General features: G+C 34.5%; 15 protein-coding genes and 1 pseudogene. 6 read left to right on the top strand and 10 right to left on the bottom strand.

The genetic code is table 11. The features are described from left to right. The first annotated feature begins 94 nt into the window (after window positions 1-94). Window positions 95-274, top strand: coding sequence for a cyclic-phosphate processing receiver domain-containing protein (locus MHH44_RS21170; RefSeq protein ID WP_445683048.1), 180 nt, complete (start codon window positions 95-97; stop codon window positions 272-274). On the opposite strand, the gene MHH44_RS03950 is transcribed toward MHH44_RS21170, so the two are convergent. The 3 genes and pseudogenes from MHH44_RS03950 to MHH44_RS03940 form a co-directional block, all read right to left on the bottom strand. Continuing rightward, complete coding sequence (locus tag MHH44_RS03950) at window positions 218-457, bottom strand: hypothetical protein (protein ID WP_340799537.1); 240 nt, start codon at window positions 455-457, stop codon at window positions 218-220. The two genes, MHH44_RS21170 and MHH44_RS03950, sit on opposite strands and share 57 nt — an antisense overlap. Window positions 458-573: 116 nt before the next feature. Then, window positions 574-1,143: a nucleotidyltransferase domain-containing protein gene (locus tag MHH44_RS03945; protein WP_340797862.1), complete on the bottom strand. Its 570-nt coding sequence runs from the start codon at window positions 1,141-1,143 to the stop codon at window positions 574-576. A 157-nt stretch (window positions 1,144-1,300) separates the two neighbouring features. Continuing rightward, a pseudogene (locus tag MHH44_RS03940) lies at window positions 1,301-1,472 on the bottom strand (DUF2441 domain-containing protein); the annotation flags it as partial. A 310-nt stretch (window positions 1,473-1,782) separates the two neighbouring features. On the opposite strand from MHH44_RS03940, the gene MHH44_RS03935 reads away from it, so the two are divergent. The 4 genes from MHH44_RS03935 to MHH44_RS03920 all read left to right on the top strand — a co-directional run bounded on the left by MHH44_RS03935 (window position 1,783) and on the right by MHH44_RS03920 (window position 8,146). Then, window positions 1,783-3,057 carry a hypothetical protein gene (locus tag MHH44_RS03935; RefSeq protein ID WP_340797861.1) on the top strand — a complete coding sequence of 425 codons (1,275 nt, stop codon included), beginning with the start codon at window positions 1,783-1,785 and terminating at the stop codon, window positions 3,055-3,057. Window positions 3,058-3,528: 471 nt separating this feature from the next. Next, window positions 3,529-4,764 (top strand): IS110 family transposase, encoded by a 1,236-nt coding sequence (locus MHH44_RS03930; protein WP_340797860.1) that lies wholly within the window; start codon window positions 3,529-3,531, stop codon window positions 4,762-4,764. 442 nt (window positions 4,765-5,206) lie between these two features. After that, window positions 5,207-7,009, top strand: coding sequence for a hypothetical protein (locus MHH44_RS03925; RefSeq protein WP_340797858.1), 1,803 nt, complete (start codon window positions 5,207-5,209; stop codon window positions 7,007-7,009). Window positions 7,010-7,519: 510 nt separating this feature from the next. After that, the gene (locus MHH44_RS03920; RefSeq protein ID WP_340797857.1) at window positions 7,520-8,146 is read left to right on the top strand and encodes a hypothetical protein; all 627 of its coding nucleotides are present in this window, start codon (window positions 7,520-7,522) and stop codon (window positions 8,144-8,146) included. A gap of 375 nt (window positions 8,147-8,521) precedes the next feature. Here the strand turns inward: MHH44_RS03920 and MHH44_RS03915 are convergent, their stop codons facing one another. After that, entirely contained in the window at window positions 8,522-8,689 is a 168-nt protein-coding gene (locus MHH44_RS03915; RefSeq protein ID WP_340797856.1) for a tyrosine-type recombinase/integrase, read from the bottom strand. Window positions 8,690-8,899: 210 nt separating this feature from the next. Here MHH44_RS03915 and MHH44_RS03910 point away from each other — a divergent pair, with 210 nt between their 5' ends. Beyond that, window positions 8,900-9,529, top strand: a complete 630-nt coding sequence (locus tag MHH44_RS03910; RefSeq protein WP_340799484.1) for a DUF1643 domain-containing protein — start codon at window positions 8,900-8,902, stop codon at window positions 9,527-9,529. A 407-nt stretch (window positions 9,530-9,936) separates the two neighbouring features. Here MHH44_RS03910 and MHH44_RS03905 read toward each other — a convergent pair whose 3' ends face one another. From MHH44_RS03905 to MHH44_RS03880, 6 genes are all read right to left on the bottom strand, one after another. After that, a complete protein-coding gene (locus MHH44_RS03905; protein WP_340797855.1) occupies window positions 9,937-10,590 on the bottom strand; it encodes a hypothetical protein in 654 nt (217 codons plus the stop codon). A gap of 389 nt (window positions 10,591-10,979) precedes the next feature. Then, the gene (locus tag MHH44_RS03900) at window positions 10,980-11,438 is read right to left on the bottom strand and encodes a hypothetical protein (RefSeq protein WP_340797854.1); all 459 of its coding nucleotides are present in this window, start codon (window positions 11,436-11,438) and stop codon (window positions 10,980-10,982) included. A 645-nt stretch (window positions 11,439-12,083) separates the two neighbouring features. Continuing rightward, the gene (locus tag MHH44_RS03895; RefSeq protein WP_340797853.1) at window positions 12,084-12,956 is read right to left on the bottom strand and encodes a tyrosine-type recombinase/integrase; all 873 of its coding nucleotides are present in this window, start codon (window positions 12,954-12,956) and stop codon (window positions 12,084-12,086) included. Window positions 12,957-13,367: 411 nt separating this feature from the next. Continuing rightward, window positions 13,368-13,622, bottom strand: a complete 255-nt coding sequence (locus MHH44_RS03890) for an ATPase (protein WP_340797852.1) — start codon at window positions 13,620-13,622, stop codon at window positions 13,368-13,370. Further along, window positions 13,609-13,917 (bottom strand): hypothetical protein, encoded by a 309-nt coding sequence (locus MHH44_RS03885; RefSeq protein WP_340797851.1) that lies wholly within the window; start codon window positions 13,915-13,917, stop codon window positions 13,609-13,611. The genes MHH44_RS03890 and MHH44_RS03885 overlap by 14 nt, the downstream gene beginning before the upstream one ends. 13 nt (window positions 13,918-13,930) lie before the next feature. Continuing rightward, window positions 13,931-14,395 (bottom strand): JAB domain-containing protein, encoded by a 465-nt coding sequence (locus MHH44_RS03880; protein ID WP_340797850.1) that lies wholly within the window; start codon window positions 14,393-14,395, stop codon window positions 13,931-13,933. Window positions 14,396-14,408: the final 13 nt, after the last annotated feature.

The following is a 14,408-nucleotide window of genomic DNA, read 5'->3' as shown; positions in this document are numbered from 1 at the left end:
ACTTATTGTGGAGAAAGGAATTCATAATGTATATGTAGATGATTTAAGAGATTGTCCTATTGGTTTTGTCGTGGCATGAACGTTTTAAGAAGCCATTTACTTACTTAAAACTCACGAAGTAGATATACTTTCTCTTGACCATGATTTAGGAGAAGATCTACAAGGTAATCTATTGCCAACAGGTTATGACTTAGTAAAATATATTTGTGAAAAAGGGTTACGGGTCTTCATCTTGTATATGTTTCGGTGTTTTAATTTTATTATAAGCATGTAATATGGTTTCATTATCTACATTAAATTTACACTCCACTTCTCCATTTAATTCAACCCTCTCCTTACTAACCATCAGGGTATTCGAAATAGACACCTTATAACTTCCCTTAATGGGAATATCCTGATAATCAATATCTATCTCACCAAGAATTATGTGCCAAACAACGCTTTGGTAGCGTTTCATATTTTTGATTCTACACACCAGTTAAGTTAGGATTGCCCCAGAAAAAATGTTCCTCAACAATATGGTCCGCTTGTGGAATAATGATCACCTTATATTAACTGGTTAGTTGAAAAATATTAGATTAAAAATTGAATCCACTTATGTTCGGGTTCGTGAAGTTCAAGTGCAGATTTGAGCCATTGTCTCTTCTTATAATCAAGATGGTCCTTTACTGTAATAAAATCTTGATGGTCTTTTTCTCTTGTATTCTTCGCCTTATATAAAAGTACTATTTCTGGATTTAGGTAGGGAATACCCGTTTCAGAATAACTCCACACTGAATTTAGTGGTGAGGAAATCCTAATATCTCTTCTGAATTCCCAATCATTATCTGTTGCTTCATTAAGAAGAACTTCAATCTTATCTCCATTTAACTTATTGGTAGCATGTATTTCGTGAATAGGCAGCTCTAAAAATTCATTTTCCCAATTATGGAATTCACTTTTAATTACTTTCTTAAAATCCCATTCTTTTAGATATGCTTTTAAATTTAGTTGGTCTTTTCGAAATATAGCAATCTCTATATCTTTGTGTTCTCTTGTTTCTTTCCCCAAAAAAAGATCAATCGCCCACCCACCGGCAATGAACCAAGTTTTATTAAATTCTGCCATTAAGGAAGTAACATTTTGGCATTGTTCAAATGACATATAAATCCCCCAAATCCGTTCAATAATATTCAAGCTGCTTAGCTATTTTAAGGAAAGCGCACGATAGTTGAAGATTAATCTTGAGATAAATTAGATAATAGTTGTTCCATAACTTCTTGGTCTTCAGGATATGTATGAATTAATATTGAAATTTCATTACTATTACTTCTCTTATAGCTCTAGTGGTTTGGTCTAAATATTTAATACCTACATTCGCATTATCTTTATCTAAATTTAAACCTTCATTTGTGTAGTGATTCTGTATAATTTGAATGAAATCTTCACCCTTAGAATTTACTATCAAAATGGATTATCTGCCCAAGGCTCATTTTATTCCTAGTAACAATATGGTATAAATAATTGGTTTTCTCCCATAACCCATCCTCCAAGGTAAATAAATATACTTTCTCTGCTTTATTCAACTAACTCCATCTATAACGGAAGATGTCAAAAGCTAGTCATTCGCTATTGGTATTAACTGATTAGATAATAGAAATCGCATGAGTTCTCGTCAAGATGCGGTTTTTTTATGGAGGTAAATTGCATCCTTTACCGGTTGTCCAGAGTGTTAAAAACATAGCAAAAAGGTTTAATCGCTGCTAAAATATAACATATATTGCAAAATAAGGAGTGAATTAGTTGAGAATAAAAAACTTGGTAATTTCGATTTTATCTTTTCTTGCTTTACTTTTCATTATTCTTACACCCCAGTCAATGGCCATGGAGCCTTCCGTAATCTGGCAAGGAAAACTGACCAACAAATCGATGGTGATGGACGGGGTGACGACGTCGAAGAATGAAACGTTGTTGGCGTCTTATACCACGAAAAAAGACGAAAACCATTATGAAATTTTCAAGGTGAATAACAAAACGTCGAAAGTTACAAATCTGTCAAAACTGACAGGAGGAGAGATTCACTTTTTTGATTTTCAAGGGAACGGCTACGTCGTTCATCGCGAAAAAAGAGCAGTCACAATCTATGATGAGAACTTCAGATCGGTCTATAAAAAAGCCACATGGAAATCAGGTATCAGATTATATGGTTTTTATATCCTTAAATCAAAAGTGGATCCTAACCTTCTTGCAATCCGCGATAATGTCTACAATTTTAACACAAAGAAATATGAGACAGCCGATATACTGCTGAAATTTGACCGAAAAGGCAAACTCGTAGAAGCATCAGAGAAATCATTGCCTGGTGAAGATTATCTGCTATCTTTTTCGTTTGGGGAAAAAGGACTTGAACTATATGGTATTACAGAACAGACAGTTATTGGCTCATCAACAAAATTCCACATAAAGCCAGATTTAAGTACAGTTCCTAATTTCAGTAATGGGTACCGGAACAGCTTTTCTTCGTCTGCTCTTACAAAATACAAGGATCATTTTTATTTCATCCTGCGCGAAAATGAAAGAGGCTTAGGTGCTGAAATTTTGCTTAAAGTTAACAACAAAGGGAAAGTGGTCGATTATTTGGGGCTGCCCGGCTCTGTATCGTCCTCACCCGAACCAACATTCATAAGTGGTCAGCTTATCCTCTCTACTTACACACAGGAAGGAAGCAGTTACCATTTTGTAAATTTGGATGACTTTTCTATGCAAATTTCCAGTGGTTCGCAGCATCTCGTTTTTAACGACAATCTCTACTATATATACAAGGATCAAGAATATCAGTTTTTCAATAAACGCAACCAGCACTTGTATACATTGCCAGCATTAATCTATACATCCGAAAATGGCAAGTACGGGATTGATACACAAAAAAATCCTGCCTCCGCTACAATTTATGATTTGAATAGCGGGACAACGCTAGCCGCGTTAAAGACAGATCAGATTGCTTCTTTTGATGATATGATATTAGCTGTCGAGCAAATTTCCGGTCATGCCCAAGTGAAGTTATACAAGCTGAAATAAGTAACCCCAATTAATACACGACAAATAGCCATCAATCCACGATTTTTTCGGGTTGATGGCTACTGGTTTTTAATAGCTCCTATAATACATTAAATTCAGTCTGTATTAAACTAAAACTGTAAAAGATTCATACAAAATGGAGATTTTCATTTTAGTTAAATAGTGAGTTTTATAAAAAATTTGCTTATTTCTTCAAATTCTTATTCAACAATCGCGCCCTTCGTATTATTAGGTCAGCCAGAAAATATTTCTGGTTGACCATTTTTTATATCGATATATGATAACGGTAGCCGAGGTAGAACGTTCGCGCCCGTGGGGCTAAAACCTCGTCCGCAAAACAGTTCACCCCCTACTTGTAGAAACATGTTTGAGGCTGGTTGGGACAGTGATCTCGTATAACAAGCGAAGCTATGACACTACAAAGAGGATTTAGGGGTTACCGGCAATTATCATTTTGAAGGAGGAATTATAATGAATCCAGTCATTGGCCTGGATATAGCTAAAGGTGAAAGTCAGGTTCAAGCTTATTTGGAAAGAAAGAAGCCCTACAAGAAAAGCTTTAAAGTAAAACATGATCTTGATGGGTTAGCTAGTTTATTAGATTTTATTAAAGAAGTAGAAGATATTTCAGGAGAGCGCCCTCCCCTAGTTATGGAGTCTACAGGCCATTATCACACACCAGTTGTTCAATATTTTGAAGACAAAGGTTATTTAATCATTATCGTAAATCCACTCATCTCTTATAAGACGAAAAGTTCTAGTTTACGAAAGGTAAAAACAGATATCGTTGATGCCAATCATCTCTGCGAGCTGTATTATAAAGAGGATTTAGAGCCTTATAAAAAGCGTGGCATCCAACTTGCGAACTTACGTCATCTTACGAGACAGCACGATAATATTACAGGCAGGTTTGTACAAACTAAACTACATTTCCAGGCAGTCTTAGATCAAGTATTCCCTGAATATAGTAATGTTTTTGGCGACTTATATTCGAATGTTTCTTTAAAAATACTACAGACTTATCCTACTTCAGAAGATATATTGAGCGCCAATAACGAATTATTAACAACTAAAATAAAAGAATTCTGTAATTCTCGTTCTCTACAATGGGCAAATCAACAGGCTGAAAAGCTAATGACTGCAGCAGCTCAAAATCCATTTCAACAGGCTTTATATTCTAGCCTTGCCCTAAGTTTAGATATGTATATTAACATGATCTTTGAATACAAAAAACACCTATCCCTACTTGAAAATGAGATAGATGCTTTGGCCAAAAGTATTGAAGAATCGAAGATTATCCAATCAATTCCTGGTATCGGAGAAAAAATCGCTGCCACGATTATATCTGAAATTGGGGAAATTGAAAGGTTTAATCACCCTAAGAAACTAGTCGCATTTGCCGGTCTTGATCCAAGTATCTTTGAATCAGGTACATTCAAAGGCACTTACAACCGAATAACCAAAAGAGGCTCTAGCAGACTACGGCAAGCTTTGTATATGGCTGTTAAATGTGCAATTCGTGATTGTCGAAAACAGAAAACTACAGATGAAATCCTTCCTCGTAATAAGAAACTACGGGCGTTTTATGATAAAAAACGTGAAGAAGGAAAACCATTTAGAGTAGCTGTAATAGCTTGTGCAAACAAACTCTTACATTGGATTTATGCACTATTAAAAAACAAAACTTCTTTCCAAGACATAGCTTGATTTAACAATTTAACCAAGCAAACCTAAACTTTCCAAATCAAGAATTTGGACGGTTATTTGGCATGCACAAATTTAGTATAACATGATATTTTTATTATTTTTAATGAAAATTATTGACAACTATTAGCTGGTTTAATGGAATAAATTCTATTATCACTTAACATATTCTTAATCCAAAAGAAAAACCGAAATCCCTTATTTACAGAGATAGGTAATTCCGGTTCATCTTTTTTATAAACGGTTAAATTTTTTTCAAAACGGTACGACTATTTTATAAACAGTACAACTTTATTTCAAATCCACAAAATAAAGTTGGTTTAACTGCTTTTATCAAATATAGTATCTAATACATTTAAATTTATATATAATAAATTTGAAATAGTGTTATATTTTACAATTTTCAATATTAAATTAAATATGTATTAGAATAGGGGCAATTACAATGTCGGTTGATTTTGAAGTTCGAAAAACTCTTAGTAATTTAATAATAGAATCTAGTAAATCACCAGAAGATGAAGTACTAACAGTATCAAAAGAAAAACAAATGGCGTTTCAAAGTGTTAGAGATGTGATAAATTTAGTGGCATATCAAAAGAAAACAGCTATATTAAATTTGACAAATTGCCCTTGTTGTCATCATTTAACTGAATGTATTTACGAATTTGAAGGGAACTTTTATTGCTCAGATGAATGTGTAAAAGAAACAGTATTAGTAAATAAAGTTTCTGCCTTATGTGAATATACAGGACTTAGTATTGATGAAGTAAAGTTAACAATTGATAAGAATAAGTGGACATTAGATACTTTGGCATGGCAGATTGATATATACAATTCCGCTAAATATCAAGGATCTTATGTACCTACAGCTACCATTACAGCATTTAAAAATGCTGGTATTTACGATAAATTATACACGAACTTAGCAAAATACAATACGTTTCAAAGTGTTAGAGATGTGATAAATTCAGTGGCACATCAAAAGAAAACGGCTAAATCAAATTTAACAAATTGCCCTTGTTGTCATCATTTAACTGAATGTATTTACGAATTTGAAGGGAACTTTTATTGCTCAGGTGAATGTGTAAAAGAAACAATGATATTGGTCAATAAAGTTTCTACCTTATGTCGATATACAGGACTTAGTATTGATGAAGTAAAGTTGACAATTGATAAGAATAGTTGGACATTAGATGCTTTTGCAGAGCATATTGATATATACAATTCCTCAAAATATCAAGGTTCTTATGTACCTACAGCTACCATTACAGCATTTAAAAATGCTGGTATTTACGATAAATTATACACGAACTTAGCAAAATACAATACAATGCGTGGAGGAACAGGCGGGTTTAAGGGGTTTGTTTTTGAAGAATTACATGCAGCAAAGGCAACAATTTCAGGAACACCTACTAAGGTTTTATCTAATAACAGTATTGCAGATTTTTTAATTATAAATTCTGATGGTACTAAGGTATTAGGACAAGCAAAAGCTGGTTATAAAAATACTTATATTGATTTCACTAAATACCAAGGACAAACTATGGTTGTTGACAAAGGAAATACTCAATTAATACAACGAGCTAAATCTGCCGGATTAGAATTAATTGAATCAGATGTAAGTTTAAATCAAACCACACGTTTAGCAGATATTATGAAACTAGAAAGCAAAATTCTTGGTACATCTAATGCTAAAATCACATCAAAAATATATTCATTAAATCAAGCAGGTCTTTCATCTGCGCGAACAGGTGGGGCAGCGGGTGCTGGTTTCAGTATTGGTACCAATATTGTTGAAGTTTTTTCTGGAGATAAAGATTTATCCGAAGCAGGTGTTGCTATTACTCGCGATACAGCAGTTGCTACAGCTTCAAGTTATGCCATTGGCGCATTAGCAAGTACATCCGTTGGCGCTGTCGTGACTGGAACTGTTGCCACAGCTGCTACTACTGTTGGAACTGCAATTGGCAGTACTGCAATTGGAAGTTCTATTATGGTTGGTGCAGGAACCATCGCTGGAGTTGCGACTACTGCTACTGCCGCTGCTACGACAGCTGCTACTGGTGTTGTAACTGCCGCTGCGACAGCTGCTGCTGGAACAGCTATTGGTAGTACAGCTGTTGGTGGAGCAGCAATTGCCGGAGCCGTCGCTGTAGGATCAGCGGCAGTTGCGGCAGCACCAATAGTTATAGGGGCGGCAGCTGTTGGTGGAGCCTTTGCTTTAGGAAAGAAAATTTTAGGTAGATAAGATATATTTTACTAAATAATTTATAACATTCACTTATCAGGTTCATAATCCTGTAGCTTTGAAATAAAGTTTGAGCAAAAACACTTCGTAAATATCTTATTTTACGGTAAAAAAGAAGAATTCATATTGAACAAAGATTTCAAAATGAATTCTTCTGTACCAATTTGAAGTTTGTTTTTTATAAAAAAAATTTTTTCTGCCTGTGTTACTATAGTGATAGGTAAACCTTTTACGTTATCTCCAGCTTTTCCCCCACTTCACACCGTACGTGCGACTTTCACCGCATACGGCGTTCCAACTAACTCAATTTATTCCCTTTTTATGTATAGGCAAGATTTAATCAAATTTTTTTGAGGGTATTATCCCAAATTTCGACAAATATTATTTTTAGGGTTGAGAATCTTCTAAAACTTTAACAATTGAATTTTACAAATTATAGATATGTTGTAAAAGTACCTGTAAAATATTAAGTATTAGCTATTAAGGATGTATAGAAAGGTGATAAATAAATTGATAAATACAGAATTAGAGAAATATATGGGATATATTAAATCAGGTTCCCAGTTACATAGTATTGATGTTATGGAACGAAAGGGCTTAAACGAGGCAGAGGGTCGTCTTTTTTTTGTGAAATATAATGGAGAATTTAAACTTGTAGAAAGTTTTTCACTTTATGGACCCAACAAAGATGATATAGAAATTGTTCATCAAGGAATCCTTTTACGAAAAAGATATTTTTCCTGGTATATCTACCTCGATTCAGGTAAATTACTTGATCCTAAATACGAACTGGAACAATCTGAAATTAAGGAAATTTTTAAAAATGGGGCAAATAGTTTTAAATCAACTGATGTAAATAAACCCCAAAAGCACTCGTTCTATAATTCTGATTATAATTACCATGACTATGATGAGGATGAGCCAAAACCTGAACCTGAACCAGACGATGATTATGGTACAGATTACAGTGTTCCTTTTAATCCTGATCTTGCTTCTTATCCAGATGGTCTAGATGACTTTGATGAAATTATAGATTATCACTATATTCCAGATAATAACGAGTATGAAGTTAACACAGACGATGAGATTAATGATTATAATCAGGACGAGTATGATATCGATAATTATGGTGAATAAATTAAAACCTTTTCTTTAAATAATTATTATTTTCCATAGATCAGGATGCTGGACTTCCTGACGTTTTTCTTGATGTCGGTGGGTTTCCCGCCATGAAAAAAATTTATGACGGCTCTTGCCATTTCATATTAATATTTTTAAAGTGCTCGATTTGAATCAATTTGGAAGGTAACACCATACGAACGTTCCTTTTATATTTTCTTTTCTATCCTTTATACCTGCTATGTCTTAATTTGTATATGTTGCTCAACAAGGTGCAGCACCTCCTTTTATTCCAGGAAAGCGCCCGATTGTTGAAGATCGTTTTTCAATTAAATATACAGGTCTTTATTCAGAAGACACAATCTACGTAATCTAGAAAAGTTATCATTTCTATTACATCCATAGATCATATTCTTCCTTTTGTAACTGTTCAAAAAATCGTGTATACACTCGAGTTGTTTTATAATCTTCGTGTCCTAAAAGCAGTTGAATGATATCAAAGCGCATCCCCCTCTTTACCAAATGAGTTGCAAAGGTATGGCGCAACATATGGGGGGTCACCCGGCTGAATTATATTACAGTACTTCCCCCTTTTACCGAATAGGTGGCAAAGGTATAACGCAGCACTGTGGTCTTTTAATATATTGCTGAGTAAATGTAATATGCAATAAAACTTTTACAAGAAGTGTAAACAATAAATGGTATTTTCTGTTATTATTGATAAGATTAAGATATTATTTAAATGTAGCAGGAGTGAGAAAATTGGTTATAATGTACGACCTAACAAAAGTAAATCAACCTGAAATTGTTATTGATAAGGAAACCTTCATGGAAAATGTAAATGTCAGATACTCTTTAACGGTTCCATTTTTAAACCGAAGAGATGGCGTGTCAGTAGGGATTATTTTAATGAACCCTTCTGGAGCAGACAAAGATAAATCAGATGGTACGATTAATAAGCTAATTGATTTCTTCTATAACTATCGAGTAGATGGACATCAAATTAGAGACATTAGCATTTGTAATGTTTTACCTGTATATGCTAGTAATACCACCACAGCTTTAGAAAATATTAGAACTTTAAATGAAGCGAAAGTTCTAGAACGAGTTCAAAGGTTAAATAAAGCTAAGCTGGCAATAACTATGAAGGATAAGAAACTAATAATATTAGGTTGGGGGAAACCAGAAGTGAAAACCATCCCTAACCTACTTTATTACAAAGAAGTTTTACATATTATTGATTTACTTTCACCATTATATAAAGATGACTTATATGTTTTTGAAACTAAAAATGCTATTAGAACTTTTACAGAGCATGGAGATCCACGTCATCCCGGGCGTGCTGCTAATTTAAAAGGCTTAATAAAGATAAGTGTTTCTGAGTTATTTGGTCTAGGTTAATTTACAAAGGAATTTAAATTATTAATTAAGAGTTTAGTTTATGATTAGATATTCCACAGTCTGGCGCTTTCTACTTTACTATCTTTTACTAATCGCCAATCTTTTAGGTCTTGATGCTAATTCTCGTCAGGAACTATTATATTCTCCACCACAAGTATCACATATACCTTATACAGGGGGTATTTTAAATATTAAAGAAAACAGACAAACTATACCTGCATTAATGAAAATATAACCCGTCTGTTTATAATTTTTAACTACATCAAATTAGCAACCGCTTTATTTTCTAAACAGGTTCGGTTAATTGTGAGAAAAGCGCAATTAACATTTACAATGTAAATAATAGGATAAATAAAAAAACCCGCAAAGCGGAGTTTTTTTGTCGATGCGATATATACGAGTACTCATTACTTTATAAAAGAACGGATATAGGGTATATTCACCGATGAATAAGATTCGCTAATTAACTTGAGTATTAGAAAGAAAACACCAACGTAATTTCTAGCAACAGTCTTACCATTAATTTGAAGATATTTTGTATATTCGTTAAAGTATTCATATTTCTTCTTGTCTAAAACTTCTTTGCCATTGTGAGGGAGTTTACCCTGAATATCTAGTAAAAATACTGAGTTACCATAGAGATCTTTCCAACTTTGATCTACTTCGTACTTTTTTGTAGAATCATAAACATTAAAACTAACCAATCTGTGATTCCACTTAGCTCCGATAAGTGGGATAGTTCCCGCTAAAACTTCAGTTGGTGAGTTGAAATCTTTCCAACCGTATTTTCCATAAAACCGATGCAATCCGAAAGAAAAATACAAAACTTTACTTTTCAACTCCATTAAAACAAATTCTTCCTTGGTAAAGATCGAGCCTCTCTGATTGTATTTGTTTACGGCATGCTCGATAACTTCTTTGTCTAAAGAAGAGGGTGAACAAATAATCTCTTTTGAAATTTTGTCTGCCTCTTTATAAAACTTCCTTATCTTAGTGTTAAAATTGTGACCCTTAAACCCCTCTAAAAAATCTTGCACCTCTTTTGTGTCTTCTACTGCCATTGTGTATCCTTCCTTTCTTTTAGAGTAATTATGAACAAAAAAAGCACTCTGTCAGAAAGAAAAAATCCGGCCTTTGGATCGGATGCTCTTACTGACAGAGCACCCACAAACCAGGACTCTATTTAGTTTGTTACCTCATTACATGTGAAATTATATCCCACTCTTAGTTAGTTCATACCATATACCTATGATGAAGGTGTTGGGGATAGAACAAAAAAATTTGAGGAGAGGCCGATTTTCTTTTTTAGAAAATCGGCCTTTACAAATCGTTCAAATTTCCCATTAGGACATACTTCTCTTTGCTCTTAAGGACAAATGTCCTTCTTCATTAGTTTAAGTAAATGTCTTCAAAATCTCATCTATATGTTAACATTTATATCCAGTTTTTTCTAAAGGTGTTGCTCAATTAACTTAGCAGATGCTGCGTTCTTTTTTGCTTGTAAGCGTGCTGCGTCTTGTCCATTTAATGGGGCGATATCTACTAAATTAGTGAAGTTGCCGTTAAATTTAACTATAATTGCTGCACCTTCCCCTACTAAATCTGCAAATTTAAAGTCATTTGTAGCATTTGGTAACATGACATCTAGAATCTTGTCTTCCATGAATGGTGGCTTATCTAAAATGATTGCCGTTTCGATTTCTCTACCACCGTCTAATGGAGCCCATATAATGACCACCATCTCATCTTCTTTTTTAGTAAAGAACCCTTCTTTACAATGTTTAACTTCACATGGAATCCACACATTTTCAGGTGTTCTCGGTTTACGTTTACGAACTTGTGAATCATTAGTTCCGTAGCGAGACTCCTCCATCATTGTTTCAGCGTGTCTTGTAGCATAATTTGACATATTAGTTACCTCCGATTTTTTTTATTATTTGTTGTTGTCAATGAGCAGTTATTAGTATCAATTAATAAAGATTGAATATTCAGTATTTAAAAGCGATACGAATCCTAATCGTTAATAATGAGACCAATATTACTTGTACTTCAATGTTTTTTAAAGTACGATTTAAATAGATTAATTTCTTCTGTGCTTATTGGGAGTTGCCGCTCCTAATAGGCTTTTTTTGTTTGTAAGAACACAAACTTTTTAACCTGTACTGGAGGTTACTTTGAATTGAAAATCATTTATTAAAGTATTCATTTACATTCTCTCCTTTCGACAAATAATTAACGCTTCGTTATTCGGATATAGTATCCAAATAATTACTGACGCTGTTTACAAGATTGATATTACAAGACAAACTATCCATTTGCAAGCATTTAATTCGAGAGAAACATTGATTTATCAGCATTCCAAGAGTATTTTCAACCAAAATACATTATACTAATATATTTATTTTTCTATGTAAGAAATGCTCCAAAATCTTATCGCCCGCCTTCACCTGCCGAAAACGTCCGAGGAGCATTTTTCTTCTTTCTTTTTTGCTTTCTTCAAAATATTAATTTTAGTAATTTCTTATCCACAAATTTTTTTATATTTTTTTTATTTTTATAGTCTTTCTACTGCGTTTTGTTTCTCTTGCTTTGAAATATGAATGTAATGTTTCATTGTTGTATTTAAATTAGCGTGACCTGCTAGTTTAGAAACTGTTGCTATTTCTACCCCATTTTTTAATAATCTTGTACAAAACGTATGACGGATCATGTGTGGGTAGATGTGAAACTGAAGTTTCTTCCCTGTCTCTTGCAGCCACCTTCTTACCGCATCTCTGTGCATCTTTTTTTCCCTCTGACTTACCAAAAGGTACTCACTTTGCTGGAATCGACTTTCACTTCGTTCACCTTGTAGGTACGTCTCGATGGCTTCCAGCACATCTTTGCGAAGTGGAATCTGCCGCTGCTTTCCTCCTTTTCCTAGCACATTCAGTTGCGCTGTCAGATGGTCAATGTCACGCAGTTTGATTTGCACAAGCTCTGTCACTCGTACACCTGTGTAGAGGAGGAGGTAGCCGATGCATTTGTTTCGCTGCGATTCCTTCTCAAGATGGAACAGAAACTGCTCCACTTGTTCCTCTGTCAGCACGGTCACCTCATCTTCTGAACCAGCTGCCACTCGAATTTTATCTTTCTTGATGCGGACAAACACTTCTTCTACCATGCTGTTTTGAAATAACCAGTCATTGTATACCTTGAATGAGGTAATCTTTTTATTAATGGTATTTAGCTTTGTTTCTTCTTTTTGAAGATGCTTTATATAAGATGTAAAGTAAAATCGATTCATCAGTACATCAGGATCACAGTCTTTTATTTGTAGGTACTTATTAAACTTCTGAACATCATTCACATAGCTCTGTACAGTTGATTCGGCTCTTCCATCTTCAATGAGCCATTGCTTAAATTGTTCTATTACCGAAATTTCCATTGTTTCCTCTCCTCAAAAAAAGAAGCAACGATTCATACTCGAACCGTTACCTCAATTTTTTTCTTACCATACGACTAAACCACTTCTACACAACTTACATGGCTTACCTGTTAATCGACAGTTACACATGATGACCATTCTATCTCTCCTCAATGATTTCTTTTGCGATTGCGCTAACAACAGCTACTGCTGCTGCGACTGCTACTTGTTGCCACATTCATTCATCACCACCTTTTCAAGTTGTCTTACACTACACTCACGACAGTATTTATATAATGTCGTCAGTTTTTCTGCATACAAAAATAGCTCATACCTTGTGTGGCATGAACTTCTCCATTTTGACCTACGGTCTATTTAGTTTTGTCGCAAGATTCCCATTACTTTTGACGTGAGTTCTTTAAGAATACTCATTTAAGTTTCTTCTTTTTCGACTACCAGTTTTTCTAAATGAGCAATATAATGACGAATGATGTTTCTAATTTTTACATCTTGTATTCGGTTTACTAAATAAATGATTTCTTTCACATCGATTACTACTTCCTCAATAATCTCAAATGGTGCAACTGGTTCTGTTAGGAACTTTCCATAGTACCCGATGATATTCTTTTCCCTGTAATAGGTATCACCATTAATCAGCACTTGCGCATATTTTCTAATGTACATCATCGTCAAATCCACATTCATTCGATATTACTTCACCATTGAGTAACCAAACTTCATAAGGATCAACCGAATCCGTTTCCACTAAAATCACGAGATGTTCATCACCCTTTTCATCAATGTAACTAGCACTTTCTGTTTCAATTGGACCCTCTAAATGGTCAACAATCCCTGCTGGTACTAGGTCTTCATCAAACTCCTCTTTAAACAAGGTGACAGATTCCATTCCTACTTCACTGAGGGGAACAGAGATACCATACTTCTCCAACATCACTTCTGCTAATCGCTTGAATGCATTCATTATAGACCCCCCTTTACATATAACCTTTCTCTTTTAATGATAGGAACTTATCCGATGCCAGTATTAGATGGTCCATTACATCAATACCTATGATTTCACCTGCCTCAACTAAGCGATTTGTTACCTCTATGTCTTCCGGTGATGGTGTCACGTCATTCGATGGATGATTATGTGCCACTACACATCCACTGCAATTTGAAATGACGAGTGCTTTTATGACCTCCCTCGGATGGACAATTGATGCATTGATGGAACCTGTGTGTACGACTTGCAGCAACTGGGGCTCATTTTTCGTAGACAATCCCAGCACCACAAAATTCTCTCTGTCGCTGTCTCCAATAAAATCTCGAATGATGTTTGCCGCATCCTCTGGCGATCGAACACGTCTTCCTGAGAACAACTGCGATCCCTTTCTCTCCAACACTACATCCACTAACTGAATTCTCTTTGCAGGTACTTTCTTTTGCTCTTCTTCCATTTGTTATTCCTCC

Origin of the sequence: Solibacillus sp. FSL K6-1126 (genome assembly GCF_038003445.1) — a bacterium.
GTDB classification, from domain to species: domain Bacteria; phylum Bacillota; class Bacilli; order Bacillales_A; family Planococcaceae; genus Solibacillus; species Solibacillus silvestris.
This window is presented reverse-complemented; position numbering and strand designations above follow the sequence as displayed.

What these genes read in the sequence shown, in the direction of transcription:
- MHH44_RS03890 (WP_340797852.1), bottom strand. Translation starts at nt 13,622, where the DNA reads ATGATGTACATTAGAAAATATGCGCAAGTGCTGATTAATGGTGATACC.
- MHH44_RS03945 (WP_340797862.1), bottom strand. Translation starts at nt 1,143, where the DNA reads ATGTCATTTGAACAATGCCAAAATGTTACTTCCTTAATGGCAGAATTT.
- MHH44_RS03910 (WP_340799484.1), top strand. Translation starts at nt 8,900, where the DNA reads ATGTACGACCTAACAAAAGTAAATCAACCTGAAATTGTTATTGATAAG.
- MHH44_RS03950 (WP_340799537.1), bottom strand. Translation starts at nt 457, where the DNA reads ATGAAACGCTACCAAAGCGTTGTTTGGCACATAATTCTTGGTGAGATA.
- MHH44_RS03930 (WP_340797860.1), top strand. Translation starts at nt 3,529, where the DNA reads ATGAATCCAGTCATTGGCCTGGATATAGCTAAAGGTGAAAGTCAGGTT.
- MHH44_RS03905 (WP_340797855.1), bottom strand. Translation starts at nt 10,590, where the DNA reads ATGGCAGTAGAAGACACAAAAGAGGTGCAAGATTTTTTAGAGGGGTTT.
- MHH44_RS03900 (WP_340797854.1), bottom strand. Translation starts at nt 11,438, where the DNA reads ATGTCAAATTATGCTACAAGACACGCTGAAACAATGATGGAGGAGTCT.
- MHH44_RS03880 (WP_340797850.1), bottom strand. Translation starts at nt 14,395, where the DNA reads ATGGAAGAAGAGCAAAAGAAAGTACCTGCAAAGAGAATTCAGTTAGTG.
- MHH44_RS03925 (WP_340797858.1), top strand. Translation starts at nt 5,207, where the DNA reads ATGTCGGTTGATTTTGAAGTTCGAAAAACTCTTAGTAATTTAATAATA.
- MHH44_RS03895 (WP_340797853.1), bottom strand. Translation starts at nt 12,956, where the DNA reads ATGGAAATTTCGGTAATAGAACAATTTAAGCAATGGCTCATTGAAGAT.
- MHH44_RS03885 (WP_340797851.1), bottom strand. Translation starts at nt 13,917, where the DNA reads ATGAATGCATTCAAGCGATTAGCAGAAGTGATGTTGGAGAAGTATGGT.